The sequence below is a fragment of the Paenibacillus jiangxiensis genome (genome assembly GCF_046098255.1).
GTDB lineage: Bacteria > Bacillota > Bacilli > Paenibacillales > Paenibacillaceae > Paenibacillus > Paenibacillus jiagnxiensis.
Map to the genome: position 1 here is coordinate 270590 of NZ_JBJURI010000001.1, position 25871 is coordinate 296460.

The following is a 25871-nucleotide window of genomic DNA, read 5'->3' on the forward strand; positions in this document are numbered from 1 at the left end:
CCCTCTCAATGTTCCCACTGCGTACGTCCCCATCTCAGCTGCAGCAAAGTCACGAGCAGAATGATCACGAGGAACACGGTCGCCATAGCCGAGGCATATCCCATGTTCGAGTTGGAGAAGGCCTGGTCATAAATGTGCAGTGCCAGCACCCGCGTCTCGTTGAAGGGCTCGCCCTTCGTCATGATCTGGAATTGAGGGAAGGCCTGGAAATAAGAAACGACCGTAGTCACGGAGACGAACAGCAGCGTTCTGCGCAGCAGCGGCAATGTGATGTGGAAAAAGATGTGCCACGGGCTCGCGCCTTCCAGAATCGCCGCTTCATAATACATGTCGGGAATGGAATCAAGTCCGGCGATGAACAGAACGATGTTATAGCCAATATCGGCCCACAGGGTCATCACAATGACGGAATAAAGCGCATAATGCGGATCGCTCAGCCACTGGATCGGAGCCATATGCAGCTTGGCCAGCAGTATGTTGAACAAACCGTTATTGTAATTGAACATCGTGCTCCACACGATGGCCGTTCCCGCCAGCGGCGCGATCGTTGGGAGAAAGAACAGGGTCCGGAACAAATTTTTCAGCCACGGGATTTTAACCCGCTGGATGGCCGAAGCGATCAACAGCGTAATAACGATATTGACCATCACGGTAATGATTACGAATTTGAATGTGACCCATAGCGACTTGAGAAAAACCGCATCCTGAAGCATGCGGATATAGTTCTGCGCTCCCACGAACACTGCATTCGAACCGAGCGGGTCATACTTAAACACAGACAAGCCCAGGCTCCACGCGATAGGGAGGAAAGCGAACACCCCGAACAGGAGCAGAATCGGCACCAGCGATATGATGATGAACCACCGCTTGGATCTGTACCCCGCCGCCTTCCCCGCTGCTTTAAGCTCCTCCGCCTTGTTGGTCGGTACAGCAACACTCATACCCAAGCACCCCTATCACTTATGTTGATCCTGGCTACTGTTGATAGCCTTTTCGATGTTTGCCAATCCGTCATCCACACTCAGCTGTCCGCTGGCCATCAACTGAAAATTATCATTGACCTGCTTGAAGAAGTAGTCACGGTCCGCCACAGGGCCGATCCATTGGCCTAACTGCAATATTTTCAGGGAGGTTTTCATATAAGGATTGCTGCTTTGAAATGCCGGGTCTTCGGCGATTTCTTTTTTGGCCGGAACGGTAAAGGTGTCCGTATTCCATGCCTCAAGGTTGTCCTTCTCCGAGACGAAGCGGATGAAATCAAGCGCAGCCTCCTGCTGCTTGCTTTGCTTCGCTACCGCCAGGCCCCAGCCGGATTCGGCGGCAAAGACAGGCTCGCTTTCCGTAAAGGACGGCACAGGCACGTATTCAAAATCGCTAACCTTATAGTTGTTGATTCCCGAAGAAATCGTCCAAGGGCCGCGATAGGTCATGGCCGAGTTTCCACGGTAGAAATAATCGGAGGTATCAAGCTCCCCGCCAAATGCGGTCAAATCCGTGACTTTGTCATCAGCCACGAGCGAGACCAAGGCCGACATCGCCTTATGCGCCTCCGGGGTACTGAAATTAACATGGCCGTCATCCCCCCAGAAGCTTGCACCTTGCTGCAGAATTAGCGATAAAAACGTAAAAGTGATATTGTCAGAAGATACAAAATCGAAGCCTTTGACTTTAATGACATTTCCTTCGCGGACAGTCAGCTTTTTGGCATAATCCACAAGCTCGGCCCAGGTGGACGGCGGCTGATTGAGGCCTTTGTCTCTCAGCATTTGCGGATGAATCAGCATCCCGCCGTTTTCAATGTTGTACTCCATCGGCAGCCCGTACAGCTTGTTATCCCGCATATACCCGCCAAGCGGCGCGTCATAGTACGCTTTTATTACATTTTCGCTGTCAGGGATTTCAACGAGCGCATTGTTTTTGGTATATTCCGGAACCCAGGTGCCGAAAAATTCAGCGACATCGGGCGGTTGCTTCGCGGAGAATGAAGCTTTCAGCTTCTGGTTGTACACGTCATACGGGAAGGTCTGATACTCAATGGTTACATCAGGGTGTGAATCCTGATATTTGGAGATCAACTTCTTGTATGCGTTTACAATTGCGTCTTCTTGATGACTCCAAAAGACCAGTTTCACCTTGCCTTGCGAGTCTGCCGTTGTACCGCTGCCGGAAGGGCCCCCACAGCCCGCTGCAGCGAATACAACGCAAACTACCGTGATGATCAGTAAAAACTTGGATAACCGCATTCGCATATCCCCCTAATCCTGCAAATTAGCCAGCATATGAAGGGGAGGCTGCTTGAGGATCAGTGCCGTTAAATAGAAGCAGTGTGGCCTATAGGTGTATATACGGCAATCTGCTGTTCCCGGCATGCCTGCTCAAACCATCCCTCCGGTTGCTCATTCGTAATTACCCCCGTCACCTGATCCAGAGGGGTAATGGTAAACAAAGCGCTCTTCTCCAGCTTGCTTTGATCGAATACAGCATACACTTCGCTGGAACGTTCCATCATTAATTGGGCAATACGGGCTTCAAGCTCGGAATGCATCGTAAATCCGTGATTCAGAGATACTCCGTCCACTCCGAGGAACATTTTGGTAATGTTGATTTTATCGATCACGTTCTCCGCCAGCGGACCGCTCAGCTCGTAGCTTTTGGCCCGCATCACGCCGCCAATCACCACAACCTGAATATCTTCCGCGTCGGCCAATTCAAAAGCAATATTCACTGCGTTGGTGACGATTGTAATCTTCCGGCGTTTTTTCAGCGCTTTCGCAATAAAAAAGGTCGTTGTTCCCCCGGTGAGGCAGATAATGTCCCCTTCCTTTACGATAGCGGCAGCAGCTTCTGCAATTCGCTCCTTATCCTGCCGTTGGAAATCATGTTTGGCGGCAAATGGAAGCTCTGCGGATGCGGACATCAGCGCCCCTTCGTAAATGGCTCCACCGGTCGTGCGGATGATCCCGCCCGCTTTCTCCAGCACGTCCAGATCGCGTCTTGCGGTTGCTTCGGAGCAGCCGATGACCTCAATAATCTCCTGCAGCGATATTTTTCCGCGCGATTTTATCAGTTCCAGTGTTTTCGCTCTGCGAAGTTCACCCTTTGAATATTGCATATGTCTCTCCTTTGATATATCTGGGCCGTTACAGCCCGTGTTAGCTCTATTGTGGAGTATGAAAGGATGGATTGCAATAAGTCAAAGTAAACCAGCATCCTGTTGGAAAAACGTGCGCCGCACGCTTTTGCCGGACTCTTCACAGAGCTGTAACCTGCACCTGCTGCTCGTATTCCCGGAAAAGGCCGTAGTCGATATCGCCCGCTTTCGCGGACATCGCATTCGCTGCAGCAGCTGCAGCGGCGGTACGCAGCCTCTCTGCGGCCGAATGGCCGCGCTCCTGCGCATACGCCATACCGGCCACGAAGGCGTCGCCGCAGCCCACGGTATTCACGGGCTGAATGGCCGGCGGTGTCACCAGATAACCTGCGCCATCCAGGAACGCCACAGCTCCCCGGCTGCCCAGCGTTACACATACCTCGGTGATCCCCTGGTTGGCAAGACTCTGCGCGGCCCGTGTCCACTCGCTAAGCTGCTGCGGTTCACGTCCCAGCCATCCGGACAGTTCTTCTTCGTTCGGCTTCACGAAGTGAGGCGATGCGCTCAGCCCGGCATTGAAGGCCGCTCCGCTCGTATCCAGAAAGGCCTGCGCGCCAGCGGCCCGGACGATGCCGATCAGCTCCGCGTACAAGCCTTCCGGCGTACCCGCTGGCAAGCTTCCGGACAGCACGACCACACTGGACTGCAGGGCCAGCCCGCGTAACGTTTCCTTCATCGCTTCAACTTCAGTATCCGTAATGGACATTCCCTGCCCAAGCAGCTCGGTGGAGCTTCCGTCGGACTCATCCAGGATGTTGAGGCAGACCCGCGATTCCCCAGGTCCACGGACAAAAGCAGTCTGTATGCCCCGTTCCGTCAGGCTGCTCTCAATAAACGTGCCATTGCTGCCGCCAATGATGCCGGTGGCTGTGACCTCGCCGCCGAGCTGCCGGATCACCTTGGCAACATTGTTGCCTTTGCCTCCCGGCTCGTCGATCTGACGGGCCACCCGGTGCACCTGACCCAAGCTAAACTTGTCGACATAATACGTCCGGTCGATGGCGGCGTTGAGAGTAACGGTGGTGATCATCGGGCCACGCCTGCTTTGCCGACAGATCCGCAAAGCCGCATTTTCTCCATAGCCAACTGTTTGACCGCTTCTTTCGCAGGAACCATGTATTTACGCGGATCGTTTTCTTCAGGATGCTGTGCAAATACGCCTTTGATTGCGTCGGAGAACGCGATGCGCAGCTCGGTGGCGATGTTCACCTTGGCCATACCCAGCGCGACCGCCTGATGAATTTGCTCAGCCGGAATGCCCGACCCGCCGTGCAGTACCAAAGGAACCTCCACACGATTCGCGATACGCGCAATCCGCTCGAAATCAATGTTCGGCGTGCCCTTGTAAATGCCGTGGGCGGTTCCGATGGCGGGCGCAAGCGTAGATACGCCGGTACGTTCAATAAATAAAGCGCATTCATCAGGATCAGCCAGCGAAGCATCCCGCTCATCCACGACGATGTCATCCTCGACGCCGCCAACCTTGCCAAGCTCGGCCTCCACATTCACGCCGGAAGCCCGGGCAATTTCCATCACTTTGCAGGTTTGTTTCACATTCTCCTCGAAAGGAAACATGGAAGCGTCGATCATAACCGAGGTGTACCCGGCACGTATGCATTGGATAATTGTGGGAAAATCAGTGCAGTGGTCCAGATGAAGTGCTATGGGCAGATCCGTCCGGTCCGCCGCGGTTTTGGCCGCATGGGCGATGTAATCCGGACCCAAATGTTTGACGGTACCCACCGTCGATTGAATAATGAGCGGGGAATCCGATTCAACTGCCGCTTCAACGACAGCCTGCAGCATTTCCAGGGTGTGCACGTTAAAAGCGGGGATGGCGAATTTCTCCCTGCGGGCTGTTTGCAGCATTTCAGTAGATGAGATAAGTGGCATATCTTTTTCCCCCTTGATAAGGTATGGCCGCGTGCCGGGTACAAAAGGTTCATGGTTGCCTTTTACTTGGCTGTATAGCGGCGGTTTTGAACGAACTTAACACCTTCCTTTCATTAGTGGAACAATCCGGTAATAACGTTTAGTGGTGCGGGCGTGACTACAACAGCAGCTGTTTCTGCGACTGCAGCAGTAGCTGCAATTGCGGTCGTATTGTAAAGCCAGAGTGACAGAGCTGTTGATCGTACCGTAAAAGCCAATCCTTGCAGACCACAGCTGACGATCGTACCGTAAAGTCAATCCTGGCGGAACATTGCTGTTGATCATACCGTAAAGCCAATCCTAGCGGAGCACTACTGTTGAACGTACCGTGAAGACAATCCTAACGGACCACAGTACCGTTATTTCTGCGAAATCAACAGTTTTCGATGCCTTAACGGACACCACAGACCTTATTGGCTATTGATGTGCTCGTCTCCGGCCTTTTTTGAGCAATTAGCGGCTCTCCCGTCCGTTAGAAATGAAAACGGCGTCTTTCCAGGCAAATAAGGTCGCTCAGGTCCGTTAGCTTGATACGGTCTGATCTGCTGCCGTCACCAACGTTTACGTTACTTTTTGGATCCATCCACTTGTGCGAATGTTTGCAACAACTGACTTTTGATAAACGGATGATTGGATAAATCTTGTGCTTGTGATCATAATAATCGTTTATTTTGATTAAATCAATCATTTTATAAAAAATATTGCTATTTTCGTGGACATAGACCCATAATATTGATTGAATAAATCGTTTCTATTGCTTTTTTGATTGAAATAATTATAAAATTGACACAAAGCGTCATAATCAATCCATTTCCGGGAGGTACATCTTTATGAGTTTGACGTATCGTGAAATCAAAGGCCAATACAAGGCCTTGCAGCAGACCTTCGAATATATGGTGGCGAAGCGCGCTGAATTTACTGCCTTTGTCCGTGAACAGGCGGTCACCTCCGTGACCTTCGTCGGTTCCGGGTCCAGCTATTGCTTGAGTGAAGCGGCTGCTTTCTCCTTCCGCTTGCGCGCCGGCCTGCCTGCGCTTTCCATGGCCGCCGGCGATTTGATGCTCCATGCCGACCGCTACCGCCCTATGCTGGCGGGCACCCTGGCTATCGCGCCGTCACGGTCCGGCAGTACCAGCGAAGTGGTTGAAGCGCTGCGCCTGATCCAATCGGAAGAACACATTCCCGTATTGTCCATTTCCTGTGTAGAGAATTCCCCGCTGTCCGCAAGGGCCGATTTTGCCCTGGAGCTGCCATGGGCCTTCGACGACAGCGTCTGCCAGACCCGTACGGTTACGAATCTGTATGCGGCCAATCTTCTGCTTGCCGCTTTCCTTGCCGGCGACGAGAACCTGATTGCCGACATGCAAACGGCTATTCACCAGGGTGAAGCCTACATGACGCGCGTAGAGAACGATATCCGTCGTGTCTCCGACTTTGCCTGGACGAACGCCGTCGTGCTGGCGGACGGCGAACTGCAGGGACTGGCTGCCGAAGGAGCCATTGCTTTGACTGAAATCGCCAAAACGCAAGCTCACGCCTACCATCTGCTCGACGTGCGCCACGGCCCGATGGTGACCGTAGGCCCGGATACGCTGGTGATCGCGGCCTTGTCGGACAGCGGCATCGACCACCAGCGTAACCTTATGCGCGATATCAAAGACCGGGGAGCTACCGTCATCGCGTTTGCCGATCGGGCAGAAGCGGCGCCGCAAGACATCGTTGATCTAGCGATCACGACGGACAGTCCGCTGGACCCTGCGGTGCGGGGCATCCCGTTCATTTTCATCCCGCAAATCGCCGCCCTCGCCAACGCCGAACGCCACGGCATCAACCCGGATCAGCCCGACGGGCTGGTGGCATGGGTTAAGCTGTAAGGAAAAGTTGTTGAAAGAAATGGGGATTCATTGATCGGTCCTTATACCCATCGGTTGCCGAAAAATAAAAAGGGGCAGTCCATAAGACATTGCGCATGTCTTGTGGATTGCCCTGATTTCCTATACTCGCATTCGTAGCTTTCATAGGTCGAGCCTATAGGAAAAACCACAGGATTAATTTGTGTATCCTGTGGTTTTTCGTGTCCTCAAATTTATGCAAAAAAAGTTTCATCTGGAAAGGATTCGCCTTTTCTAATTATACTGGATAAACGTTTGGCCGCATAAGTAAAATAATGATTTGAACTAGATTCGGAGAGATCAGGAACTGCTTCCAATTCCCTGAACATGTTTGTTTTTTATTAAATTCAATTCTCCCAGTCTTTTCTTTATTGGGTCCAAAATGATAAACAACAACGTTTTCATCTTCTTTTTCCTTGAACAAAAGTACATATGCACTCATAAAAGAATTAGCTTTCTCTTTCCTTCTAAACTCACGGTTTCTTTTCGCTCCCCATTCTCGTAACGGTAAGCTTGCAGTTTAACACTCACTCCATACTCGCCCGGATTCAATTCGCTATCTTCATAATTACATATATCATATAACATATGGTGGGGTTTTTCAGAAGAGATGGTTATTGTGTCTTTTTCCATCCCCAATCGGGATCTAATATATCCTCCGAAGACATCTTTGCCATCTTGTATAAGCAGTATTTCTCTTAAATCAATTTTATCCGCGATTTCAATTTTATCTGTAGATGATAACCTTACCACAATAGGAATAGATTTCACACTCGCACGATACGTGTAACCATCTAACAGAAATACATCGAGCTTCATTTATTTCAACCCCCTATATCTTTTATAATAGTCCTCGAAAATTTTCAAATCATCCGGTACTAGTCCTAACTTCTTTCCTTGCCATATATTTGTGCCGGTTGCATATCTTTCTACAATTTCTTCTGGGAGATCATTCCATTCCCTAATGGATAATCCTAGTTTATTAAAGTGACGTAAATGCCTGACCTCATGTAGTATTGTATTTGCCATTATGCTGGAGTTTCCAAACTTTTTATTTAAATCGATTATCGGATTTCCCTTTGTATCAAATCTGAATTCCCCCATTTCAGAAGTATTAAAAGCTCGGGACGTGGAATCAAACTGTTTTCTAACCGCTTCAGCATATTTTTTACCAAAAGTTGATTCAATTTTATCAAAAGCAGCATTTATTTGTTTAGTAGTGCTTAGATTTGCAAAATTTTCATCAAGTTGCCCAGTATAATCATCTGGATTTAAGGGCTTCTTTGCAAATCTACTATTCTCATTCGCTCTCTCTGAAATTGTATCTTTGACCCTGGCTTGATCAGATTCTCTAAGACTGTATTTTACTCCGTCCCCTAACTTTCCTTTGATACCTGTTCTTCTGCCAACAAACTGAATAGCGAATGTCGAGGCTGCTGTTCCAGCATAAAAGGCCGCACCCTGCTCCTCGAATTTTTGTTTTTCCGTCTCAACATATTCCTTTACTTGTTCCCTTGCACCACCTGTGCCCCAAAGATAGTTCCATCCAAAAGTAGCACCATTCACAGCTCCCTCAACCGGCGCAGCAATCGCATCTCGTGCCATTCCACCGATCGTCCCTACCGGGTCTTCTTCCATTTGTTCGCCCAGTTTAACTATATCATCGCCCAATGTGCTGAGCGGTTTCCATGCCCCTTCGAAAAAAACACTAACATGGTCGCCGAACCCTTTCTCCGGTTCTTCCCTTGGTGGCCTTTCGGTAGAAGCATATTTATTATCAGGCAGCTCATTCAGTTGGGCAAAACTGGTATGCTCAGGCCCGATAGTTCCAAAGTCCGGTTTGAAAAAATCTCCAGCATAATCATGAATGCTCATCGTCCCAACGAGATCAGGAATTTGGACTATGCCCGAGTCCGCGTCAACAAACTTGTTCACAATGGAAACTAATTCATCTGCTGCTTTTTGGAGATTTACCGGGACCAAGCCAAGTAGCTTCGAATTCTCTTCATGCAGAGAACGGAACCTTCTCGCTGTGTCTCCCTCAAACTCATTCAACAAGGCAGTCGTTCTAGATAAGTTTTGCTCCAGTATGTATTCTAACTGATCTTTCCCAACTCTAAGCCTTCGAGCAACTTCCATCATGAGATCCGCAGGTATCTGTATTTTCGCCATGCCTACACTCCCATTTCCACTTTATAGAATTAAATTCTACTAAAATAGAAATTCAGGGCACAGCGGCATTAGGTCCAACTTTGATATGACCTTCGTGCTATCTTCCAGAGACTTTCGCTTCATCTGACAATTTACTTTCACTTTTGTGCATTTAAAAATTCAGGCTCCTGTATTAAGGAGCGACCGGAATCAACCTGTTTGACATTGGCCGCAACATCACCATTTCAATCCACGCTCCTGTATAAGGAGCGACCCGAAGATAAGATAAACAGTCGAACTTTCCTATTTCAATCCACGCTCCTGTATAAGGAGCGACGTAGGCTCCAGGACGGTATGCAATTTGCGGGTTATTTCAATCCACGCTCCTGTATAAGGAGCGACATGAAGGTCGTATGGCTCGCGACACTGTACGATTTCAATCCACGCTCCTGTATAAGGAGCGACAGCGGCCAGTTAAGACCTTTTAGAACAAGGGATCGCCTAAGCAAAAGTGCGAACCCTTCATTTCTTTATTGTATTCTTGCCATCATTCCCCCGTAAATAGCCATAATCCTTATTGCACTAGCAAGTGCGAATCTCCCGGGAAATTCATGTGAGCTTGGGGTTCGCACCAGCAATTCATTAATGTGGTTTTTCTTCATTACATGAAGCTTATTAGAAAATAGATTGATAGCGCTCTGAGGGATTGTTCATAATTCTTGTTGAAAGTAGATATAGAATCTCATCAGTTCTTTTCAGCAAGCGGGTGACGTTTTTCTTCTTCATTTTAGAGATTTGGTCTCTCTCCAAGTAAGAAGCAAGATACTGAATGGTGCCGATGAAAATGACAGCATCCAACGCAGGAGCAGATTCAGTATGCAGCAGGTGTATAAGTTCTTCCATGGAGAAAGATTTCTCCGGGAATAGTTTGTTGTTCTCTTTGATGTATAAAGCTTTGAGCATGGAGTCAAGTGCCCAATCGCAGAGGATTAGGCTGGACAGAGATTGGTTATGGTCACAAAAAATCAATGATAGTTTAATGTGATAATATGCAAGATTGTGGAGATCATTAGACAGATCATTAAGGTATTGTGTCTTTCTTATTAATTCAAGATTATCTTGTTGATCCAAAGGTAATACTCTCATTCGTTGTAGCCCTTGGTGTCTTAAAGGAATTTGCTTTTCAAAAGAAACATTGCTTTTCATATTCTAATCCCCCTAAGAATAAGGATATGATTATTATACATATAATTAATACATATTAGTATCATTGATTTCAATCGACTAGTGTATGCTCTATAAAAACTTGTCTACACTTTTTAATAGTGAGGTGTAGATACATGAAGGATAAGGAAATATTGAAACTGGTAGGTGCCAGAATTCGTGTTTTACGTAAAGAAAAAGGTTTATCGCAAGAGACTCTTGGGGAAAAAGGAGGGTTTCATTTTTCATACATAGGACAGATCGAACGTGGCGAAAAAAATGTATCTTTGTTGAACTTAGCCAAAATCGCAGCAGCATTGGATGTTAATCTAATTCAGTTATTCACCTATGTAGATGAAGATCCAAAGATAGTCGAGTCTGATGAAGAAATTATAGAAATTGTATCTATCCTCAGAAAATCGAACCCGGAGAAAATTCACTTAGCCCGAAATATTATTCGAGAGATTACTGGCACGAAAAAGACCAAGTGATTCCATATAAAATCTAAAAACCCGCCTGTTCCCTAATTATGGACTGGCGGGTTTTCCTATAAGTTACCTCCTTGAACTATTACTCGGGTGGGGGAGTTCCCCATTCACGATCCTCGTTAAGAGTGATACAAAACCCTCCCCGGTGTCCTTTTTCAAGTTATGCTTCTACGTAAGGAGCGACAAGAAACAATTCCAGTAGAACAGGATGCTCCCTTGGAGATTTCAATCCACGCTCCTGCGTAAGGAGCGACCAGCGATAATGCCAACCACTTTGAGCAACATGTCCAATTTCAATCCACGCTCCTGCGTAAGGAGCGACAACAAGGCGGTTGCTTTGTACATCGTCCGCATCTTATTTCAATCCACACTCCTGCGTAAGGAGCGACTCGCTGTTCAGCCAGCCGTTCCAGCTCCCCAAAATATTTCAATCCACACTCCTGCGTAAGGAGCGACAAATATATAATTTCTCCAAAGCCTTGCCTTTCAGTATTTCAATCCACACTCCTGCGTAAGGAGCGACGCTGGCGAAGAATGATAGGCCGGCAATGATTGATAATTTCAATCCACGCTCCTGCGTAAGGAGCGACAGCGATTTTTAGCCAACAAAAGGAATGAATACCTCCTGTTGGCTAAAAATCAATCTACATCTTTCAAAATAAAAGCAAAAGAACAGTATCCAAACAAACTATATTACAATATTTGTAATAAAACTGGTGCGAATGATCCGGGATTTTTATGTGAGCTTCACATTCGCACTACAAGATTAATGGACCTTCCATATCAATAGACTCTTTAACACCTACATGTTCAACCTTGTTCTTGTAATTGTTACCTAACTGATAGAATCGTAAGCTATCTTCGGTCGGGTCAATAACGCTGTTCAGCTTGATTTTCAACTCGGCAAATTGAGCCGCGTCAACGATACACTCAAAGACTGAGTTTTGCACCCGCTGTCCATAATTTTGGCATATTTTCGATACTCTTCGCAGCCTGCCCTGGCCTGCTCAATGTACTTACATCATACGTAATTAATATCAACACATCCTGCACCTACTTCCATAAAAAAGGAGGGTACTCGTCCAAATCATTGCGCAAATGACGCGCCAATAACAAAGCTTGTGCATGTGGAACCAATCCCCAAGAGATTTTTTCACCCAGGTATGGGTGAGTGATTTTTTCCTGCTTTTTGTTTTGCCAAGCAGTCAGAAATGTTTTTCTGGCTTCAGGCGTCATAAAGACAGCGCCATTCTCTTTTTGCAGAAAATCATCTTTATTTACGAGTTTCTTGTTAATTAACGATAACACAAACTTATCCGCAAAAACGCCTCGGAGCTCTTCCATGAGATCAAGCGCCAAGGACTCGCGTCCAGGCCTGTCACGATGAAGGAAACCAACATAAGCATCCAAGCCCACCGCTTCCAGTGCGGATGCAGTATCATGCCCCAGCAAAGTATAGGCCAAAGAAAGCATGGCGTTTACGTTGTCCAAAGGCGGTCTGCGGGAGCGAGAATGAAAATAAAAATCTTCCTTTTGCTGCAAAATCATGTCATTGAACAATTTGTTATAGCTGACAGATGGTTCTGGGTAATCCACGCTCCTACATAAGGAGCGACTCTTCTTTAGCCTGCTCCACCATGTCGCTATACATTTCAATCCACGCTCCTACATAAGGAGCGACTTTGCTTCGTTCGAATCATGGCTCGGGTCATTTATTTCAATCCACGCTCCTACATAAGGAGCGACAGCGGCCAGTTGAGGCCTTGTAGAATAAGGAATCTCGCATGAAAAAGTGCGAATCACTTATTTGTCCATTATATTCTTACGACATTCTCCGGTAAATAGCCAAAATTCGTTGCTACATAAGCAAGTGCGAATCTCCTAGGAAATTCATGTGAGCTTGGGGTTCGCACTAAGCACATTGGAATCATACTAAAAATGGAATATTTTTTTAAAAATATAGCACTAAATTAAAAGCTCTCAACCCCCACTAGAAACTACAGACTTAATCACGGTTATCATCAATACTACGACTTGGCTTACGCCGCTTTCGTTTTACGATCATTTTTTTCTTTGGAAGTTCGTGAGGCACTCACTGCTCATTCGTCATCGGTCTTCTTTTTTTAGACTGACGGTCACTGGCTTCGATATGTGGCATCCATGGGACATTGGGATTATGAATTTCATTTAACAAAAAATTCGGAAATAAAGCAAAAAAGCCACTGGTTACCATATTAGCAATGGTAAAGGGCTTTCTTACCTACGCTCCTGCGTAAGGAGCGACATTTTCGCATCGCAAATATATGATAAAAAATGGCTCAACCTAGAAATTAGCGGTTGATTTTTGCCCCCACAAACGGTGTCGATTACATTCGATTAAAATACCTGCTTTGTAACACTTACGATTACGTGTGAAATAGTGTCGACGCTGGTACGCTTTGATCCGATCATGCCTTCCCTCTACGGTGGTATTGGTCCAACGACAACAGTGGTAGTTCACGATTTCCGTTTCCCAATTTTTCATGGTTCTCAAGGTGCTTCGAACCGCTTCATGGTCGATGTCTTCTCCTTGCCGACACCAACGAGCAAAACCAAGACAGGCCACACGTGCATCTGGCGAACAGTCTACCAGTGACTTCCGAACCGCTTGGACACTTTCAATGACGTAGCCGTGAACGTGAAACCGATCAGCAATACGGATCGCCTCTGGAAAACACTCGCTAATCCAGGTGTGATACGCCTGTGCCAAATCCATGACGACCGCCTTCGGTTTTAGCTTCAGGAAGTCGGGATGCTGCCGCGCATACGTACGTAAATCCTCCAGTTTGCGTCCATCCAGCACGTCCAGCATGGTTTCACCTCGAAGATTGTGAATCCCTGTATTGTAGGCATGTCCTTTTTTAATCGCAAAGTCGTCAATCCCCAGCACCAGTCCTTCCGAGGCTTGGGCTTGATCCCAAGCGTGACGGACGAGCCGCTCGCACTCTACCGGGAGAACTTCCTGATGCATTCGTTGTACAGTGCTGGAAGGTGCTTCTTGCATTCTTGCGCTATGAGCCGACGTTGAACCCAACGCCTGATCTACGGTCCGCTGACGAAAAAGCCTGCGTACCGTTGTTTGGGACCTACAAATTCATAGTTCCAAACAAACCCGATGTGGCAATGGGAGCAAGCCAGCCGAAGAGAAGGAACATGCAAAAAGCACTTTCTGCCAAGATACTCAGATGCCGAACTTTACGCGTGCTGTTTCGACTGTCACGCCTCACATTTTGCTTAGAATAACAGATCGGGCAAGGCTGTTTATCTTCCACAGGTGGTGCCTCCAGATGAACTTCATGGGAATCTATGGAGGTGATTTTTATACTGGAGTAGCATCTGTCATATTCTTTTGTTGTTTGGTAGGACTTACAACAATACAGGATTTACAGATGTTTTTCCATTTTTGCCCTCATTTTCACAAGCAACTGAATTTTTCAACCGCTAATTTTGGTTTTGAGCCTAATAAAGAGGAGAAAAGACTAAAAAAGACGATGTTTATTCAAAATCAAATAAACATCGTCTTCTTTAACATTCTAATATCAGAGGAACAATTCTTTGAATCTCACTACCCCTGCTTCAAATAATCGAAAACCGCGGCAATAAAGACTTTTCCGATATCCAGCATGGAACGCTCATCGGCATCAAATAGGGCATGATGATGAGGATAGACGGCATTTATACTTTCATTTCGGCCGCCGATGAAGAAATAATTGCCGGGTATCTCTTTCACGTAATAAGCAAAGTCCTCCATTCCCATGGAAGGTGTGTACTTCCTGACCTGCTCTTCACCGAAAATACGTTTGGCGAGCCTTTCTATTCGCTGCGTCTCTGCTGGATGATTCCATAACGCAGGATACCCTCTGCTATACGTATAGTTGACTTTAGCATCCGCTGCTTCACAGATGGATGATGCTAATTTGCCAATGGACTTTTCAATAAAATCGCGCACTTGCTCGTCGTAAGTCCGTACTGTTCCAGTAATTGTCGCTATCTCCGGGATAATGTTGGCGGCCTGGCCCGCATGAAAAGTACCTACCGAAATAACAGCGGGTTGAATAGGGTCTACCCTCTGGCCTACAATTTGCTGTAGAGCAACGACCAGTTGGCCGCCTGCCATCAGCGGATCTATCGTTAGGTGGGGGGATGCTCCGTGTCCGCCCTTGCCGATGATTTCAATCTCAAATGTATCCCCGGCGGCATGAACATAACCTTCCAGCGTGCTGAATATGCCCGCAGGTATGGCGGAGCTGACGTGCGCTCCGTAAATGACATCCACATCCATCAGGCATCCATCTTCAATCATGGGCTTGGCACCGCCAGGAATTTGCTCCTCGGCAAATTGATAAATGAAAACGACGTTGCCATTGATCTCATTTTTCACTTCACTCAGCACTTTGGCTACGCCCATCAGGGCGGCCGTATGGATATCGTGACCACAGGCATGCATGACGCCGGGAATGCGTGATTTATATTCCACTTGTTTCTGATCCTGAATGGGCAAGGCATCGAAATCTGCCCGCAGTGCGACCGTTTTTCCCGGCCTGCCGCCCTTTAACGTTGCAACGACTCCCTTGCCTCCGACCCCGGTTCTAACCTCCAAACCCAGTTCACTTAAAAATGCAGCGATTTTCCGCGGTGTTTCTTCTTCCATAAAAGATAGCTCCGGATACATGTGGAAATCCCGCCGGCAAGCAACCATTTCAGGAAATAATTCCTCCAGCCTTGCAAATAATGTATCGCTCACGATGTACCACCCCTTATGGCCTGGTCTTTTCACAGCTGCAAATTTCAACGATAGAGGCGGCATACACTCTGGCGCATGTCTTTAAATCTTTGAGTTCAACCCGCTCATCCGGCATGGTGTTGTATTTTCCTCCACAGCCGTAGATCACTCCTTTGATGCCTGCTTTCTGGAGATGCGCTGCGTCTGTGCCGTAAAACTTGTATGGAGCAACGTCGCCTACACGCGGTTTTTCCCCGGTGATTCGTTCATGCGCTGCCCGCATTACCTGGACAACAGCTTCATTTTCGTCGATTTCAAAAGAGCCCATAACCGGATAGCCAGGTCCGTTCAGCAGCTCGATCTCGGCTTTAAATTCAGGGTCCTCCACATGAAGACGATCCAGCAGGCTTTGGACATCCGCCACAATGCTCTCCGCAGTCTGGCTTGGCGCAAAACGGAGAGCTACCTTCAACGTGCATTTGTCCGGCAGCTGCGGAATTCTCCATTCATGATACTCGTCTCCGAGACCACCCCTGATCACTCCAATATTGTAACGGTTCAAACCTGCATATTGCGGTTTCGTCGCTCCGCTGAACTGCAGGCTCGCCAAACCGTCCATCACTTTTTTCGCCTGCTCAATAGCATTGACCCCCTGCTCCGCCTTGGACAAATGCCGGCTTACTCCATACACGTGAATGGCGATTTCACAAGCGCCTGCATGCAAGGTCATCAAGGACAAATCGGTGGGCTCTCCGTTAATAAACCAGTCTGCATTTATGCCAGACTCCAGCATATGGATCGTACCGATTCCGCCCTGCAATTCTCCGATTACAAGCCCTACAATGACATCACCCTTCAGGCGAACGCCCGAATCAACGATCGCTTTGACGGCGGCAACGAATGCGCTATCCGACGCTTTCATGTTGGACACGCCGATTCCATAAATACATTCGTCATCGACATATCCCGCAAGCGGGTCCACCGTCCATCCCAATCCGATCGGATTCGTATCGATGTGGCCGTTATACATTACACTCTCACCGCTGCCCGTGCCTTTCAATACCCCTATGATATTGTATCTCCCCGGCACGACCTCCTGCATTTCCACTTCAAGGCCCATATTACTTAAATAATCCGCCATAAAAAGCGACAGCTTCCCTTCTTCGCCGCTGTAGCTTTTATGCTGTATCATACTTTTCAATAGACTGATCATTTCATCGTCGTTAACCTGGATTACTGTATCCACCGTTTCCATGTCCATTCTCCATTCTTCAATTTATTGTACGTTCTCCGGGCGAAGCAGCAAAGTATCTTCCGGTTGCCAATATACCGTTACAGCAGTGCCTTCCACAGCTTTCGCCGCTTCCGAATCCGCTGGAACGACTGATGTGAACGTCAAATCCGGTACTGCTTGAATTTCCAGCTTGACCGTCATGCCGGAATAGCTTCTGCGGACCACTTTTCCGCGAAAGCTGTTGGACTCTTGCATGTCATGGGAACCCAGACGAACTTTGAGTTTCTCGGGACGGATGCCTATGGAATGAAGATCCGGTTCGTGCCTGCCTGCAACGATGATTACATCACCATCCAGCCTGTAGCGGTTATCTCCCGCGGGAACGGCGGAAAAGATGTTCGAAATCCCCATAAAGCGGGCAACGAATACATTTTCCGGCTGTTCGAAGATCGTTTCAGGCTTGTCGTACTGCTGAATAAGTCCATTGCTCAGTATCGCAACCCGATCCGAAAGCGCCATCGCCTCTTCCTGGTCATGGGTTACAAATACGGTAGCGACGCCCAGTTCTCTTTGCAGCCGCTTGATCTCCTCCCTCGTCTCATGTCGGAGCTTGGCATCCAATGCGCTTAATGGCTCATCCAGCAGAAGGACAGCCGGTTTAATAACAAGCGCCCTCGCAAGCGCGACCCTCTGCTGCTGCCCGCCCGACAATTGCTTTGGATAGCGGCTGCCGAACCCTTTCAGATTCACAGTCTCCAGGATCGCTTCAGTCTGCTGTTTGATATCCGCACGGTTCATGCCGGTTTTGCGCATTTTCAAGCCGAAAGCTACATTCTCCTGCACTGTTAAATGAGGAAAAAGCGCATAATTCTGAAATACCATACCGATATCTCTTTTATAAGAGGGCAGCTTGGCCACTTCTTTATTTAGAATATGAATGGTTCCGCTATCCGGCAGCAGCAGCCCTGCGATCATACGCAAAATGGTCGTTTTGCCGCAGCCGCTTGGCCCAAGAAAGGATACCAGCTCTCCAGCTTTAACTTCCAGCGAAACACCTTTCACAACCTGCTGCTCACCTTTATGGTAGCTTTTGCAAACATTCTTAAGAACAAGATCAGACATGCCGCACCCCTCCTGCTAGTACATACGATTCAAGCCAACGAACTTCTCGGTAATATAAAGAATGACTACCGTCACCACAATGACGATTGCCGAAATGGCAGCAATCCTCGGGTCAGGGCTGTACTGCACGAATCCGAAAATCTGAACCGGCAAGGTGTTGACCCGGGGACTGGAAATAAACATGGAAAACGAAAGATTGCCGAAGGAAACGACGAATCCGAAGATGGCCGAAGCAATCAGCGATGGCTTCAACATCGGCATCGTTACATGCCACATCGTCTTCAGCGGTGATGCACCGAGGGTAAGAGCCGCCTCCTCCACCGACTTGTCAAATCGGAACAACGCAGCACTTACCGTGCGAACGGCATAAGGCATACATAAAATCAAATGGCCAAGCAGCAGCGTCGTGAAGCCCATGGTAACTCCCAACCCTTTAAACAACTGGAAAAGGGCGATCCCCAGCACAATAGCCGGCAATTGGAGAGGACTCATAAAAAAGGCATTCATTCCGTTTCTCCACACGGCGGGTAAACGTTCAATACCGTAAGCAGCCAGTGTGCCGAACAGTAATGAAAGGACGCTGGAAATGATCCCGAGCTTCACGGATGTCCATAAGGCGCTCATAAACGCCGTATCTTCGAAGATCACCTGGAACCACCGAATTGAAAGAGAGGTGGGCGGAAATGCCATATAAGCTTCTGAGTTAAAAGCAGCTCCAATCAATACAACAATCGGGGACAATAAATAGATAAATACAAAAACACTTAACAGAATAAAGAAGCCTTTGACCATCAGCTTCTTCCACCTCCCCCAAGAAGCCTGGATTCCATAAGACGGCTGTAGCCCCAAAGAAGCGCCATGGTGATCAGCAGCAAAATGATGGAAGCCGCGGCGGCGACAGGCCAATTCAAGGTCACCATCGTCTCGTCATAAATCAGCCCAGCTAAAGTGTGAACTCTACCGCCCCCCAACAGCATGGGGGTGACGAACGCGCTGATCGTATTGATAAATACCAGCAAGCTTCCTGCAAACACTCCCGGCATGGACAACGGCAATACGACTCTAACAAAAGCTCGGAACGGCGAAGCCCCCAGGCTGCTGGCCGCATCCTCTAATGTAGTGTCCAGGCTCACCAACGTCGACCTGAGGGAAAGAATCATAAAGGGCAGGGAATATTGAATAAGCGCAATCACGACTCCTGTTTCGTTAAACATCATTTTCAAAGGGGAATGTATAAGCCCTGTGTTGATCAGAATTTGATTCACAAGCCCATTGTCGGATATCAGCACCACCCAACCGAAAGCCGTCACCACCGGGCTGGTCAGTAACGGTATGATGACAAGCAGAGAAACGAATTGCCTGAACATAAACTGTTTCCTGGCCAGGAAATAAGCGACCGGATACCCGAGCAGCGCACAGAAAATGACGACTTTAATCCCGATCCAGATCGTATTTTTCAATGCCTCAAAATAGGTCGGATTATGGAAAATACCTTTGTAAGCCTCGATCACCCAGCCTGGCTGCATGAACTGGCCCGGAACAAACTCGTAGAAGCTGTACCGGAACAACAAGATCAGCGGGAGTACAAAGAATAAAATCATCAATATCAGACCCGGCAAAATAATAAGCCACCACGTTTTGATCCCTCGCATTGCTTCACCTCGATAGGAAGAATGGGCAAGAAAATCTTGCCCATCCGCATTATTTCATTGCAGGAACAATCGTTTGATTCCATTCGTTGATCCATTCGCTACGGACTGTCGCAACATACTTCCAATCCACATTTTTCAGGCTCTTGATGCCTTCCTCTCCATAAACGACCTGTTTGGCCAAATCGTCGGGAAGCTTCACATTTTTATTGGTCGGCCCGTAAAACATGTCTTTGGAAAAACCCAGTTGAGCATCTTCTTCAAGAAGCATATTGATGAACTTATAGCTTAACTCCTGATTTTTGGCATTGACGGGAATGGCCGTCTCCACAATGGTGGCATAAGCTCCTTCCTGGGGACGAACGAAACCGATGTTACTTTTGGTGCTGGCCAGATTCAGGGCGCGGCCATCCCACCATGGCGCAATCCAAATATCTTCACGAGTGAGCAAATCGGTCATTTGCGGGGTACTGTTCGCAATGGTTAGCAAGTTCGGGGCAAGTTCCTTGTATTTCTCAAAGGCCGGAGCCATATTCTTTTCGTCTCCGCCGTTCATTTTGGCGATCCCGACAAAGGCTTGAACTGATCCGTTGGCGGACGCCAAATCATTAATCGCGACTTTCCCCTTATACTCAGGGTTCCACAGATCGTTCCATGAGGTCGGAGGTGTTTGGATTTTGTCTTTGTTATAGGCGATCCCGTAGGAACCGACGCACCATGCAATCCCGTACTGATTGGCATCAATCATCTCGGGATACACATTGCTCCAGTTGCTGATTTTGGAAGAGTCCAGTTTAACCAGAAGGCCCGCTTCTCCACCTTGAATGACTCTGGCATCGTCCAGAACGATTAAATCGACGCTTGGATTTTTGTTGTCGGCCGCAAGCTTTGTATAGTTATAGGAAGGGTCCAGAACGACCTTGGCCCCTGTTTCCTCCTCAAATTTGGTGATGACATATTTTTTGACCGCTTCATCAAATACTCCGCCGTAAGAAGCCACCGTCAGCGTTGTACCCTCGTACGGCTTTCCTCCCGTTCCGCCCGAAGCTGCATCCTTTGTCGTACCCGAACAACCGGCCAGTACCGTGAAAATCAGCAGCAGGCTGCAAATCATAGCAGTCGTTTTTTTGTTCATATATGTGTCAGCTCCTCTGTCAATTGTTAATCGTCAACCCATATGTTCTGTTCAGCAGCTCGATCTCTTCAACGGATCGAATCACCTTGCCGTTGTCCCGCTTGGTCATGATGTGCAGCAGGATCTCAATTAAAAAAACAGTGGAAACGTGTGAGGTGGCGAACGAATAAGACCGGAAAGAAGTCAATAAAACCGTGACGCCCGGTAAAGCTAAAGGACTTGATAAAGAATCGGTAAAGGAAATCTGCTTAACCTTTCTCGTTTCCGCAAACTTTGCAGCTTTAACCGTATTCGTACTGTAAGAGGGATGTCCGAATGTGATGAGCAAATCTTCCTCGGTTAATGGCCGTAAGTGATCAAACATATCGTCCATTCCGGCCGCAACCAAAAGGGTATTGGTAAATATCTCATTCAAATGAGCGGCAAGAATCGTTGCCGGCCCCAATGCATTTCTTGAGGCGATGATGACGATCCTTCTGGAGTTCACGATCTTGTCCACAGCTTTGAGAATGGTATCAAAATCGTTGTTGTACAGTGTGGCTTGAAGATTTTTCAATGTTAAATTGTAGCTAAGCTGAACGACCTCCGGGGAATGCTTGTCCGTGATCGATTCAAGCTCTTGATCGTCTTCGATACTTGCCAGAGAATCCGAAACACCTGTCATTCTGTGGCGGAGTATAGTTTGCAGCACCCCTTGAAGCTCGGGGAAGCCGGAATACCCTAAATCCTGCGCAAATCGGACAACGACTGATTCACTCACGCCCACTTTTCTCGCTATTTTACCAGCCGATAAAAACACGGCTTCCTGCCAATTTTCCATTAAATATTCCGCAATGGACCGTTTGGCTTCGCTCATTGATGGAAGAGCATTCTGAAGATTAGAAAAAAAGCTTTTATGATTTTCCACTTGTTCCTCCCTCCTAGAGACTTGGCAATTTTTGTTGCTGACTTGACAATTAATGTTGCTAAGTAATGATTATAAAATAAGTTGTCCATCTATTTTTGTCAACAAAATTGTCATAAAATAAGTCTATAGCATCATTTATGACATATTATATGACATTAAAATACCACAAAACTGAGCTTAGAAATATATTGGAGGCGAGATCGGTACTGACCGGGGATTTTCCCGTACGATATAAGCGATTATCACCTTGAGGTAGAAAAACGGGCATGGTACATTAAGAATAGAAATAAGGACGGTTCGCCAACCGTCCCCAGCAAAACAGCTTGAATGGGTTCACCTCACCAAGCAGAATGTTATCTTAGAAGAAGTGAGCTCGTAGGTGGGAACCTTGAGGGGGCACTTCTTCTTTTTATCCAGGTATGTGTTACAGTGCAATTAGGAAAGTTGCAAACATGATGACATTGGAGAGAGAGAGGTTCAAACGACTCAACTCCTTTCCGGAGTGAACCGACCCACTTAAGGTATATTGTAACTGTTGATCGCTCTAGGAAATAACAAATTGTGGAGGTTCAAAACCATGGAACAATCTTTTAAAACGTTAATGCTCTTCCTCGCAAGCAGCTGCTTATTGTGGTTATCCGCCTCTGCTGCTCCAACCGCTTATGCCGGAGACGCTTCACTGGTGACTGAATTTCCAACATCCGAGACCGGTACAGGAACTACTAAAGACATCAAGGACCAAACAAACTTCACTGTTAGAATCGTTAAAGATGGAAATGAAATCGAAAACGAACCCGCTTACTTGGTCACCGGACATGGCTATCGGCTGCTGCCGTTTAGAACTGTCGCTGAAGGCGTCGGCTTTACGGTAATCTGGAATCAAGCAACCCATTCAGCCGAGGTTAGAAAAGACGAATCCTGGACAACGGTGCAAAAAGATACCGACTACTACCAGTACAATGATATGGAACCGATCTCGCTTGGCATCGCCCCTGTTATAATTGATGGGTCGCTTTATGTGCTAGAGGATTATTTTAGCGACGTGCTGCAGCTTTCTGTTGAACTTGAGCAAGGGACCGATGCCTTAATTATTAGCCAGGATCAATAGTAAAGAGATCCGCCCCATTCATGGTGTTTTGAGTATATTCAGCGATTGCAACAAACGTATGATTTTATTTCTTCTCACCTACAGGAATAGATACTACCTTGTCATAGGTTTTAATGTAGTGAAATCCGTCTAGCAGCAGGCGTTCCGGTTTCTCCTTTGTATTAAAAGAATAAGTCTGCTCCCACAGGATGTTGCCGTTTTTCAAATCCCACGGACGCGATTCGGAAATGGAAGATACGGGGACTGCGGCACCACCAGCTTGAACAGATAAATTTTCAGTGTCCAAGATGGTAAATTGTTTTCTGGCGATCACGATATCATACCCTGCATCGGTTTTGGTGACGCTTCGAATCCATAGCTTTTCATTGCCTATTTTAATGGATTGATCTGATGGCGAGGCCAAGGAGATAGCTTTGTCTACTTTCTGATATCCAGGGAAATCTTTTAGCACAAGTTCAACGGTTTCCACCTTGTCTGTAGGAAGCACATCAAATTCAAGTTCAAATCCCGGGATGCCTTCTTCCGTGAAACGATCCCCCCGCATTCCCCATGGTTTTACTTCTGTTCCATTCACATAAAGCTTTGTTGTGCCTGTAAATCTCGGGTACCCTTCATAATCCATTTCATAATGCCCCTTTACGATGGTTGAGGTTGGTGAAGCCGTAATGGAGTCATAATAGACGGTTCCTTGATCGACAGAAACGGATTTTGAAATGTCCTCTTTAAGCAGACTCTTCATCGCTCTATTCGCTTCAAAATTGAAGGAGATGGGATATAATGCCCGTTCCCCATTATCCAGCCGCTCGCTGAATGTAACGGTTAATGTTCTGGAGAATGGACTAACTGGTCCGAATTTATATACTCCCTCGTAATAGGTCTTATCCCTATAACTGGCACTACCTCCTTTTGGAGCTGAATCCGTCAAAAAACCTTGTATACTATTTACGTTATAACGGTATGAACCATTGTCATCAAAGATGGAACCTGCGGGTCGATCAATCGTGTAATACATGAGCAATCCGTTATCGTCTGCAATAACACCGTTAATGGTAATGACCGTGCCGTCATCAAGCGTTTTGCTTTGGTTGACGGTTTGCCCGTATCCTTGCTCTGCCAACTCGGCAAAGCTTAGAGAGCTCAGCTCAGCTGTATTAAATAACTTACCTCCGTAATAAGCAAATGCAGGATATTGATAAACTCCGCCAATCAGAAGGAGAGCTGCGGCTGACGATGCAATCCATGTCACTGCTCTATTCTTTTTTCTTGTCTTAGCGGGAACATTCTCAAGTGCACTTCGCAGTCTGCCCTCAAGATCTGACGGTGCCTTTACGGTACTCATGGTCTGTTTGTGCTCCTGTAATCTCTCCTCGATCGTTTTCATAACGATCACCTCCGATCATGGCTTTCAGTTTTTGTATACCTTTTGAAACTCTTGATTTGATGGTGCCAATAGGTGCACCGGTCATGTCCGCAATCGTCTGATACGCCAGATCATGTACAAAACGAAGCTCGATGGCTTCCCGCTGCCTGGCATTAAGATGAGAGAGCAGTACCTGTATATCCATCTCAGACTCCGTATAGCGGTATGGATTATCGTCAGTTAATACAGCAAGCGCTGGTTCCTGGTCGTGTCCCAGTAGATGAAATCGCTCCTTGTTGCGGAGTATTGTTTTGCAACGATTGACGAGAATGGTTTTGCTCCAGCTGTAAAAGGCTTCGCCTTTTTGCAACTGATCCAGCTTTTCATAAACCGTAACAATCATATCCTCCATGGCATCCATAGCATCATGCTCATTTTTCATGTAGCTGTAGGCAAGACGATAATAAGCGTCCTTATCAGCTAGAATTAGTTGTAATAAAGCTTCCTTGTTGCCTTTTTGGGCTTGTTTAACAAGACGGCTTACATTCAAGCTCCCACCCCTTTTCATAGATAAGAGATCGCAGAGGTTATTAAAGTTCATTATGTACACAAAAATTTCCGCAACCAAGTCAAAATAGAAATTATCCATCACTTGTGGATTGCGAAGATCTCCTGTACAAGCTTCAATAAAACGTTATGGCCTTGAGGTATAAAAACCATTGTGGTAAAGTAATGATAGAAATAAGGACCGATGGCAGTCGGTCCCCAGCACAACCACTTGAGTGGGGTAACCCTCCAATTGTTGCTATGGAAGATTTGACCCGCACGGTGCCAACCTGTGAGCGGGTCATTTCCGTTTATCAAGGTAAGTAAGTAACGCAATCAGGAGAATCCCGAAGGTTAGCACTTCACCAAACGAAATGTTCATTCGCATCACCTCCTTTCGGAGGATGCACCCACTCAAGGTGTGTTGTACATCTATCATTATAACATCAAAGATCGTAAAAACGTCATAATTTTTTAGTTTTAACCACGCAAAAACTGCAAACACACAAAAAAATCCCGCCGCTTCACTAGGAGCAGCAGGATTTTTTTACTTCTACCAACACTACGAGTTGGCTTGCGCCGCCCTCATGGCAGCCGTTTCTTCCTCGTTCGGCCCGTACACACCCGGTGCCGCCAATCCCGCCTGACGCATCAATATCGTAATTTGACCACGATGGTGAATCTGATGGCGGACGAGCTGAACTAACACATCGCCAACGGTCATATCATATACTCCGAACAGCTTGATCGGCTCAGGCAACTTTTCGTCCTTATCCGCCCAATTTGCGCTCAATTCTGCTACTACCGCCTCGCTGGCGCGGCGGTACGCTTGTGCGATGGCGGATGCTGAACCTTCCTCTGGAGCTGGGATTTCCTGCTGAAGCCCAATCTGATTCACAAAAAAGGGCACACTCTGCACGATATGCCATGCAATTTGGCCAATCGTACGCTGCTGAGCGTCCGACACTGCCTGACTCAGCGAATCGTCCGTCAGCTTGTCCAGCACCTGCAGCGTAAGCTCGGCTTCCTGCTTCCAATCGTTCAGAAATCCATTGACAGTCGTATACATCCGTCACACTCTCCTCTAATTGTGAGATATTCAATACACGTAACTTCCCTATTCCATAAGACTTTAAGCTAGGCTTGCCTTTTTATTATAACGGGTTTGGAAAGATGTTTCCAAAAAGCAGTTTAATTCGCGTCGTTGTACCGAGCCCAAACCAAGTACATT

The 25871-nt window shown here is 47.3% G+C and carries 21 protein-coding genes, 3 pseudogenes and 1 CRISPR repeat array; of the genes and pseudogenes, 3 read left to right on the forward strand and 21 right to left on the reverse strand.

The features are described 5' to 3' along the window. Positions 1 to 5: 5 nt before the first annotated feature. The 5 genes from ACI1P2_RS01185 to fba form a co-directional block, all read right to left on the reverse strand. Positions 6 to 941 carry a carbohydrate ABC transporter permease gene (locus ACI1P2_RS01185; protein ID WP_355316069.1) on the reverse strand — a complete coding sequence of 312 codons (936 nt, stop codon included), beginning with the start codon at positions 939 to 941 and terminating at the stop codon, positions 6 to 8. A gap of 15 nt (positions 942 to 956) precedes the next feature. Further along, positions 957 to 2243, reverse strand: a complete 1287-nt coding sequence (locus tag ACI1P2_RS01190) for an ABC transporter substrate-binding protein (protein WP_355316071.1) — start codon at positions 2241 to 2243, stop codon at positions 957 to 959. Between the two features lie 68 nt (positions 2244 to 2311). After that, positions 2312 to 3112, reverse strand: coding sequence for a DeoR/GlpR family DNA-binding transcription regulator (locus ACI1P2_RS01195; RefSeq protein ID WP_355316073.1), 801 nt, complete (start codon positions 3110 to 3112; stop codon positions 2312 to 2314). A 139-nt stretch (positions 3113 to 3251) separates the two neighbouring features. After that, complete coding sequence (pfkB, locus tag ACI1P2_RS01200; RefSeq protein WP_355316074.1) at positions 3252 to 4181, reverse strand: 1-phosphofructokinase; 930 nt, start codon at positions 4179 to 4181, stop codon at positions 3252 to 3254. Continuing rightward, on the reverse strand, positions 4178 to 5044 hold the full coding sequence (gene fba / locus ACI1P2_RS01205) for a class II fructose-1,6-bisphosphate aldolase (protein ID WP_355316076.1): 867 nt from the start codon (positions 5042 to 5044) through the stop codon (positions 4178 to 4180). Before fba ends, pfkB begins: the two co-directional genes overlap by 4 nt. A gap of 869 nt (positions 5045 to 5913) precedes the next feature. Here fba and ACI1P2_RS01210 point away from each other — a divergent pair. Then, a complete protein-coding gene (locus ACI1P2_RS01210) occupies positions 5914 to 6957 on the forward strand; it encodes an SIS domain-containing protein (protein ID WP_355316078.1) in 1044 nt (347 codons plus the stop codon). Between the two features lie 456 nt (positions 6958 to 7413). Here the strand turns inward: ACI1P2_RS01210 and ACI1P2_RS01215 are convergent, their stop codons facing one another. From ACI1P2_RS01215 to ACI1P2_RS01225, 3 genes are all read right to left on the reverse strand, one after another. Then, complete coding sequence (locus tag ACI1P2_RS01215) at positions 7414 to 7794, reverse strand: hypothetical protein (protein ID WP_355316080.1); 381 nt, start codon at positions 7792 to 7794, stop codon at positions 7414 to 7416. Next, a complete protein-coding gene (locus tag ACI1P2_RS01220; RefSeq protein ID WP_355316082.1) occupies positions 7795 to 9147 on the reverse strand; it encodes a WXG100 family type VII secretion target in 1353 nt (450 codons plus the stop codon). Between the two features lie 654 nt (positions 9148 to 9801). Beyond that, positions 9802 to 10332, reverse strand: coding sequence for a hypothetical protein (locus ACI1P2_RS01225; protein WP_355316084.1), 531 nt, complete (start codon positions 10330 to 10332; stop codon positions 9802 to 9804). 134 nt (positions 10333 to 10466) lie between these two features. On the opposite strand from ACI1P2_RS01225, the gene ACI1P2_RS01230 reads away from it, so the two are divergent. Further along, positions 10467 to 10820: a helix-turn-helix domain-containing protein gene (locus ACI1P2_RS01230; protein WP_355316085.1), complete on the forward strand. Its 354-nt coding sequence runs from the start codon at positions 10467 to 10469 to the stop codon at positions 10818 to 10820. A 218-nt stretch (positions 10821 to 11038) separates the two neighbouring features. Further along, a CRISPR array of direct repeats spans positions 11039 to 11408; the repeat unit is 33 nt; unit sequence TATTTCAATCCACACTCCTGCGTAAGGAGCGAC. Positions 11409 to 11575: 167 nt separating this feature from the next. Here the strand turns inward: ACI1P2_RS01230 and cas2 are convergent. The 10 genes and pseudogenes from cas2 to ACI1P2_RS01280 all read right to left on the reverse strand — a co-directional run bounded on the left by cas2 (position 11576) and on the right by ACI1P2_RS01280 (position 21626). Further along, positions 11576 to 11861: pseudogene (gene cas2 / locus ACI1P2_RS01235) on the reverse strand (CRISPR-associated endonuclease Cas2). A 9-nt stretch (positions 11862 to 11870) separates the two neighbouring features. Further along, positions 11871 to 12401, reverse strand: a pseudogene (gene cas1, locus ACI1P2_RS01240) (CRISPR-associated endonuclease Cas1); the annotation flags it as partial. Between the two features lie 739 nt (positions 12402 to 13140). Further along, positions 13141 to 14179: pseudogene (locus ACI1P2_RS01245) on the reverse strand (transposase). A gap of 242 nt (positions 14180 to 14421) precedes the next feature. Then, the gene (locus ACI1P2_RS01250; protein ID WP_355316089.1) at positions 14422 to 15600 is read right to left on the reverse strand and encodes a M20 metallopeptidase family protein; all 1179 of its coding nucleotides are present in this window, start codon (positions 15598 to 15600) and stop codon (positions 14422 to 14424) included. A 13-nt stretch (positions 15601 to 15613) separates the two neighbouring features. Beyond that, on the reverse strand, positions 15614 to 16834 hold the full coding sequence (locus ACI1P2_RS01255) for a M20 family metallopeptidase (protein WP_355316091.1): 1221 nt from the start codon (positions 16832 to 16834) through the stop codon (positions 15614 to 15616). A 21-nt stretch (positions 16835 to 16855) separates the two neighbouring features. Beyond that, a complete protein-coding gene (locus ACI1P2_RS01260; RefSeq protein ID WP_355316093.1) occupies positions 16856 to 17935 on the reverse strand; it encodes an ABC transporter ATP-binding protein in 1080 nt (359 codons plus the stop codon). A gap of 15 nt (positions 17936 to 17950) precedes the next feature. After that, positions 17951 to 18727 (reverse strand): ABC transporter permease, encoded by a 777-nt coding sequence (locus ACI1P2_RS01265; protein WP_355316095.1) that lies wholly within the window; start codon positions 18725 to 18727, stop codon positions 17951 to 17953. Beyond that, entirely contained in the window at positions 18727 to 19587 is an 861-nt protein-coding gene (locus ACI1P2_RS01270) for an ABC transporter permease (RefSeq protein WP_355316097.1), read from the reverse strand. The genes ACI1P2_RS01265 and ACI1P2_RS01270 overlap by 1 nt, the downstream gene beginning before the upstream one ends. 49 nt (positions 19588 to 19636) lie before the next feature. Further along, on the reverse strand, positions 19637 to 20719 hold the full coding sequence (locus tag ACI1P2_RS01275) for an ABC transporter substrate-binding protein (protein WP_355316099.1): 1083 nt from the start codon (positions 20717 to 20719) through the stop codon (positions 19637 to 19639). A 19-nt stretch (positions 20720 to 20738) separates the two neighbouring features. Next, positions 20739 to 21626: a MurR/RpiR family transcriptional regulator gene (locus ACI1P2_RS01280; RefSeq protein WP_355316100.1), complete on the reverse strand. Its 888-nt coding sequence runs from the start codon at positions 21624 to 21626 to the stop codon at positions 20739 to 20741. A gap of 577 nt (positions 21627 to 22203) precedes the next feature. Between ACI1P2_RS01280 and ACI1P2_RS01285 the strand changes: the two genes are divergently transcribed. Beyond that, positions 22204 to 22734, forward strand: coding sequence for a copper amine oxidase N-terminal domain-containing protein (locus ACI1P2_RS01285; protein ID WP_355316102.1), 531 nt, complete (start codon positions 22204 to 22206; stop codon positions 22732 to 22734). A 64-nt stretch (positions 22735 to 22798) separates the two neighbouring features. On the opposite strand, the gene ACI1P2_RS01290 is transcribed toward ACI1P2_RS01285, so the two are convergent. From ACI1P2_RS01290 to ACI1P2_RS01300, 3 genes are all read right to left on the reverse strand, one after another. After that, positions 22799 to 24115: a DUF4179 domain-containing protein gene (locus tag ACI1P2_RS01290; RefSeq protein ID WP_355316103.1), complete on the reverse strand. Its 1317-nt coding sequence runs from the start codon at positions 24113 to 24115 to the stop codon at positions 22799 to 22801. Continuing rightward, positions 24042 to 24644, reverse strand: coding sequence for an RNA polymerase sigma factor (locus tag ACI1P2_RS01295; RefSeq protein WP_355316300.1), 603 nt, complete (start codon positions 24642 to 24644; stop codon positions 24042 to 24044). The genes ACI1P2_RS01290 and ACI1P2_RS01295 overlap by 74 nt, the downstream gene beginning before the upstream one ends. Before the next feature lie 558 nt (positions 24645 to 25202). Then, on the reverse strand, positions 25203 to 25709 hold the full coding sequence (locus tag ACI1P2_RS01300) for a DinB family protein (protein WP_355316105.1): 507 nt from the start codon (positions 25707 to 25709) through the stop codon (positions 25203 to 25205). Positions 25710 to 25871: the final 162 nt, after the last annotated feature.

Excerpts from the sequence above, each read along its gene's own strand:
- fba (WP_355316076.1), bottom strand. The coding sequence starts at position 5,044 with ATGCCACTTATCTCATCTACTGAAATGCTGCAAACAGCCCGCAGGGAG.
- ACI1P2_RS01195 (WP_355316073.1), bottom strand. The coding sequence starts at position 3,112 with ATGCAATATTCAAAGGGTGAACTTCGCAGAGCGAAAACACTGGAACTG.
- pfkB (WP_355316074.1), bottom strand. The coding sequence starts at position 4,181 with ATGATCACCACCGTTACTCTCAACGCCGCCATCGACCGGACGTATTAT.
- ACI1P2_RS01185 (WP_355316069.1), bottom strand. The coding sequence starts at position 941 with ATGAGTGTTGCTGTACCGACCAACAAGGCGGAGGAGCTTAAAGCAGCG.
- ACI1P2_RS01215 (WP_355316080.1), bottom strand. The coding sequence starts at position 7,794 with ATGAAGCTCGATGTATTTCTGTTAGATGGTTACACGTATCGTGCGAGT.
- ACI1P2_RS01225 (WP_355316084.1), bottom strand. The coding sequence starts at position 10,332 with ATGAAAAGCAATGTTTCTTTTGAAAAGCAAATTCCTTTAAGACACCAA.
- ACI1P2_RS01275 (WP_355316099.1), bottom strand. The coding sequence starts at position 20,719 with ATGAACAAAAAAACGACTGCTATGATTTGCAGCCTGCTGCTGATTTTC.
- ACI1P2_RS01270 (WP_355316097.1), bottom strand. The coding sequence starts at position 19,587 with ATGCGAGGGATCAAAACGTGGTGGCTTATTATTTTGCCGGGTCTGATA.
- ACI1P2_RS01255 (WP_355316091.1), bottom strand. The coding sequence starts at position 16,834 with ATGGAAACGGTGGATACAGTAATCCAGGTTAACGACGATGAAATGATC.
- ACI1P2_RS01290 (WP_355316103.1), bottom strand. The coding sequence starts at position 24,115 with ATGAAAACGATCGAGGAGAGATTACAGGAGCACAAACAGACCATGAGT.
- ACI1P2_RS01265 (WP_355316095.1), bottom strand. The coding sequence starts at position 18,727 with ATGGTCAAAGGCTTCTTTATTCTGTTAAGTGTTTTTGTATTTATCTAT.
- ACI1P2_RS01210 (WP_355316078.1), top strand. The coding sequence starts at position 5,914 with ATGAGTTTGACGTATCGTGAAATCAAAGGCCAATACAAGGCCTTGCAG.
- ACI1P2_RS01260 (WP_355316093.1), bottom strand. The coding sequence starts at position 17,935 with ATGTCTGATCTTGTTCTTAAGAATGTTTGCAAAAGCTACCATAAAGGT.
- ACI1P2_RS01285 (WP_355316102.1), top strand. The coding sequence starts at position 22,204 with ATGGAACAATCTTTTAAAACGTTAATGCTCTTCCTCGCAAGCAGCTGC.
- ACI1P2_RS01190 (WP_355316071.1), bottom strand. The coding sequence starts at position 2,243 with ATGCGGTTATCCAAGTTTTTACTGATCATCACGGTAGTTTGCGTTGTA.
- ACI1P2_RS01230 (WP_355316085.1), top strand. The coding sequence starts at position 10,467 with ATGAAGGATAAGGAAATATTGAAACTGGTAGGTGCCAGAATTCGTGTT.
- ACI1P2_RS01300 (WP_355316105.1), bottom strand. The coding sequence starts at position 25,709 with ATGTATACGACTGTCAATGGATTTCTGAACGATTGGAAGCAGGAAGCC.
- ACI1P2_RS01220 (WP_355316082.1), bottom strand. The coding sequence starts at position 9,147 with ATGGCGAAAATACAGATACCTGCGGATCTCATGATGGAAGTTGCTCGA.